Origin of the sequence: Pseudanabaena sp. 'Roaring Creek', assembly GCF_001402795.1 — a bacterium.
Classification (GTDB): domain Bacteria; phylum Cyanobacteriota; class Cyanobacteriia; order Pseudanabaenales; family Pseudanabaenaceae; genus Pseudanabaena.
The window spans coordinates 1-4,298 of sequence record NZ_LIRE01000331.1 but is presented as its reverse complement, the minus strand read 5'-3'; the positions used below and the strand labels follow the sequence as shown (position 1 = coordinate 4,298).

Here is a 4,298-nt window from a genome sequence, read left to right as displayed (position 1 = left end):
ATAGCTGTCGCCAGTCTTGTTAGGACAAAATTAAAACCCAAAATAGTGTTGCCGCGCAGAGCGCGGCAACACTATTTTGGGTTTTCAAAGCTCAAAATGGCTACGCCATTTTGAGCTTTGGTATAAGAGAAGGTTGGCGCGAAGCGCCAACCTTCTTTTTAGCTACTTAGAATTATGAAGAAGCAATAAACTTTGTTTGTTAGTTCTTGTATCATAGCTTCACAGTTTAATTGGCTTGATTGTCTAAAGGTGGCGAAAATGCAGAGGAAAATAGCTGTAAGGAGTCCGATCACCCATATTTTCAATAATGCATCGCGGGGGCTTGCCGTAGCCGCCATAAGTGGCTATCAAAAATTTATTTCACCCCATAAAGGCTTTTCTTGTGCTCATCGCGTTCTTTATGGATGTGAATCCTGTTCTCAATATTTTAAGAGGGTGATTGCGGAAGAGGGGATTACTACGGCGATCGCTAATGCAAAGGGAAGATTTCAAGAATGTCGGGAAGCTAATGAAATCTTAAAGGAAAAACGAGCTAAATGTAGGGCGCGGCAAAAGTATTATGCCAATCGAGATTATGCCAATCGAGCGATCGTTGTCATGGAAGCAGAAAACCCCGAAGAGCCAGAACTTCCTGAAGAACCAGAACTTCCTGAAGATTCTGAACTTCCCGAAGAACCCAGAGCCAAAAGAATCGGTGGTGGAAAGTGGGATCGCCAAAGGCAGTCTGAGGAAGGCGACCCATCTAATAATCTTAACGATACTAATAATGCTAATAATTGTGGCAACTGGGGGGATTGTAACGATTGCGCTAATTGTGTCGATATCCTTAATGTGATTCCCAGTGATTGCGGCAAAGATCTGCATAATTGTAATTCTTGCCCCGATTTAAGCTGTCCCGATCTCAACTGTGGTAGCGCTGACTGTTTTTCGGGAATGGATTGTAGTGGTTGCGGTGACTGCGGCAACCTCGATTGTGGTGGTGCTGACTGTGGTAGTTGTGGTTAAGAACCAGATGCAAAAGCTGTAGCTCAGGCTGCGCTACAGCTTTTGGGATTTTATATTTAATTGCGCCTGTCTACTTATACCAATTCCCAAAAGTGTAGCCACACTTTTGGGAATTGAAAACCAAACCCAGTAAGGGTTTTAAAATCACAAAATGGCGTAGCCATTTTGTGATTTGGTATTACACGGTTTTATGATGGGAGTAATCCCAAAAAGTTAAATCCTATGATCGACCATGATGTATTAATTATCGGAGGCGGGTTAGCTGGCTCTAGAGCTGCCTTGGCAGTTGCCCAAAACTATCCCCATCTCAGCGTGGGACTTATTTCCAAGGTGCATCCTATCCGATCGCATTCCGTCGCCGCGCAAGGGGGGATCGCCGCTTCTCTGCAAAATGTCGATAATGACGACTGGCTTACCCATGCCTTTGATACGATCAAAGGCTCCGACTATCTTGCCGATCAGAATGCTGTCCGCGTTTTGACCCAATCCGCTCCTGACGTAATTATTGATTTGGAACATTTGGGGGTTTTATTCTCGCGCGCCGATAATGGCAAGATCGCCCAGAGAGCATTTGGAGGACATACCAACAGTCGAGCCTGTTACGCCGCCGATAAAACGGGGCATGCGATTTTGCATGAATTGGTCATGAATTTACTGCGATTGGGGGGCAAGATTTACCAAGAATGGTATGTAATGCAGTTGATTTATGAAGGGGGAAATAATGGACAAGAGATCAAAGGATTTGTTGCCTATAGCCTTGAAACTTCTGAAATAGAGGTGTTTCGGGCAAAGGCGGTACTGATGGCTACGGGGGGCTATGGCAGAGTATTTAACACTACTTCTAATGATTTTGCCTCAACGGGTGATGGTTTATGTTTGACAGCAAATATTGGACTGCCCTTGCAGGACATGGAATTTGTGCAGTTCCATCCCACGGGGTTATACCCTGCGGGGGTGCTGATTTCTGAGGCTGTAAGGGGTGAGGGAGCTTATCTGATTAATGATTTGGGCGATCGCTTTATGGCAAATTATGCGATCAGCAAAAATCGCATGGAACTCTCGCCCCGCGATATTACTTCGCGCAATATTGCTTGTGAGATCGCGGCTGGTCGGGGGATAAATGGCGGTAACTATGTGCATCTGGATGTACGTCATTTAGGGCGAGAGAAGATCCTCAGTCGCATTCCCTTTGCCCGCGAAGAGGGCTTGCGTTTAGCGGGAGTGGACTGTATCGATAGTCCTTTGCCCGTGCGTCCCACGGCTCATTATTCTATGGGGGGGATTCCCACAAATATCGATTGTCAAGTAATTGGTACAGATAGCAGAGCGATCGCTGGCTTTTTTGCGGCGGGCGAATGTGCTTGCTTATCGGTGCATGGTGCCAACCGATTGGGTGCAAACTCGCTTTTAGAATGTGTCGTCTTTGGTAAAAGGGCTGGCGAGCAATTGGGAGCCTATGTCAGCGATCGCGCTATACCCCAACTCGATCCCCTTCAATATATAGCCGATGCGGAGGCTAAGCTCAAAGGACTGTTATCGCAACGAGGTAATGCTCGCATTGCCGATATTCGCCAACAGTTGCAAGATACGATGACCGAGCATTGTGGCATTTATCGGGACGATCGCCGTTTAAGGGAAGGTTTAGCCAAGCTACAAGTCCTACGCGATCGCTACGAACGCGATCTTTGGGTAGACGATCGCGGTTCGGTATTTAATATGGAAATGATGCAGGCGATCGAACTAAAGAGTTTGCTGACGGTGGGCGAGATTATTATGTCTAGTGCTTTATCTCGGAAAGAGAGTCGTGGGGCGCATTCTCGCGATGATTATCCGCAGAGGGATGATGCCAAATACCTCAAACATACGCTCGGTTACTTAGAAATGGGGCGGGTTAAAACGAGCGATCGCCCCGTGGACATGAGTTTACAAACCATTGATCGCGATCGGTTTACTCCCCAAGAGCGCAAGTACTAAGTAGTTAAGCGCAATTAAATATAAAGCCCAAAAACCTGTAGCACGCACGCTGCGCGTGCGCTACAGGTTTTTGGGCTTTAATTATGTCAATCGCTACTTATAGTACCAAGCTAAGAAATGGCGTAGCCATTTCTTAGCTTGGTATTATAAGTAGCGATTGACATGACATGAATTGACCTAGATAGTGAGAGAATCGTAAACCAAGATAAATATAATGTTTGCGGTTTCTAAGATCATGTAGATACCCTAGAAACCGCGATAAGCTGGGAATAGATTGTGCTGACATTTTGGGCAACCTATTCCTAAAAGTTTGCTAGTTTTGCGGGTGAAAGATTAATTGTGGCGATCGACGAATTTAAAAAACTGCTTGATCTAGGCGTAAATGCATGGAATCAATGGAAAGAGACTCATCCCGATATTCGTGGGGTCGATCTTAGCGAAATTCTGCTAGAGGGAATCGATCTCTCTGGAATTGACTTCAGCATGGTTAACCTACGTGGGGCAAAGTTTCGAGGAGTTAATCTCAACTCGGCAAATCTCCGTGGGGCTGATATGAGCATGGCAAATTTCCGAGGCATAAATTTAAGTGGGGCAAACCTCAGTTCAGCTCACCTCAGTATGATTTGTCTGAGTGAAGCGAATCTCAGTCAAGCAAATCTCAGTGGAGCCGATCTTCGTGGCTCTAATCTCCGTCTGGCTAATCTCGATCGCGCCGATCTATCTACAACTAAACTGAATATGTCCTGCCTAAATGGAATTAGCATGATCGGGGCGAGTTTAATCGGTTCCAATCTCAGCCGTGCAGAGTTGAGAGAAGCAAATCTAGCGGGGACAGATTTTAGTCGTGCTAATTTAAGCGAAGCCGATCTCTCCCACAGCAATCTCAATGTTTCAACTCTGGTCGGAGCGGACTTGATTGGGGCAACTTTAATGGATATTGACTTGAGCGAGTCAAACCTATCTCGAGCCAATTTGATCGGAGCCAATCTCTATCGAGCAAACCTCTGCGGCTGCGATCTGATCGGAGCCGATCTCCGTGGGGCAAATTGTAGTGAAGCCTATTTTATTGGTGCTGATTTAAGTCGTGCCGATCTCAATCGTGCTGAGTTCACCAGTGCGAATCTCAGTAAAGCCAATTTTAGCGGTGCAAATACGGAAACTGCCGATTTTAAAGGCGCGATTTTGCCAGATGTTTGGTAGTAACAACCAAAGCTGTCGCCAAGTGTATTAGGACATAAACCCCAAGAATTGAGTGGCGGCGCGAAGCGCCGCCACTCAATTCTTGGGGTTTTGTCCTTATTCAAGTGACTGTAGCTATA

The 4,298-nt window shown here is 46.1% G+C and carries 3 protein-coding genes; all 3 read left to right on the top strand.

Annotated features, from left to right (window positions below):
* Positions 1-258: 258 nt before the first annotated feature.
* The 3 genes from yidD to AC805_RS11270 all read left to right on the top strand — a co-directional run bounded on the left by yidD (position 259) and on the right by AC805_RS11270 (position 4,179).
* Positions 259-1,005, top strand: coding sequence for a membrane protein insertion efficiency factor YidD (gene yidD / locus AC805_RS11280; RefSeq protein WP_055075532.1), 747 nt, complete (start codon positions 259-261; stop codon positions 1,003-1,005).
* 222 nt (positions 1,006-1,227) lie between these two features.
* Complete coding sequence (locus AC805_RS11275) at positions 1,228-2,979, top strand: succinate dehydrogenase/fumarate reductase flavoprotein subunit (RefSeq protein ID WP_055075531.1); 1,752 nt, start codon at positions 1,228-1,230, stop codon at positions 2,977-2,979.
* Between the two features lie 339 nt (positions 2,980-3,318).
* Positions 3,319-4,179 (top strand): pentapeptide repeat-containing protein, encoded by an 861-nt coding sequence (locus AC805_RS11270; RefSeq protein ID WP_055075530.1) that lies wholly within the window; start codon positions 3,319-3,321, stop codon positions 4,177-4,179.
* Positions 4,180-4,298 lie beyond the last annotated feature (119 nt).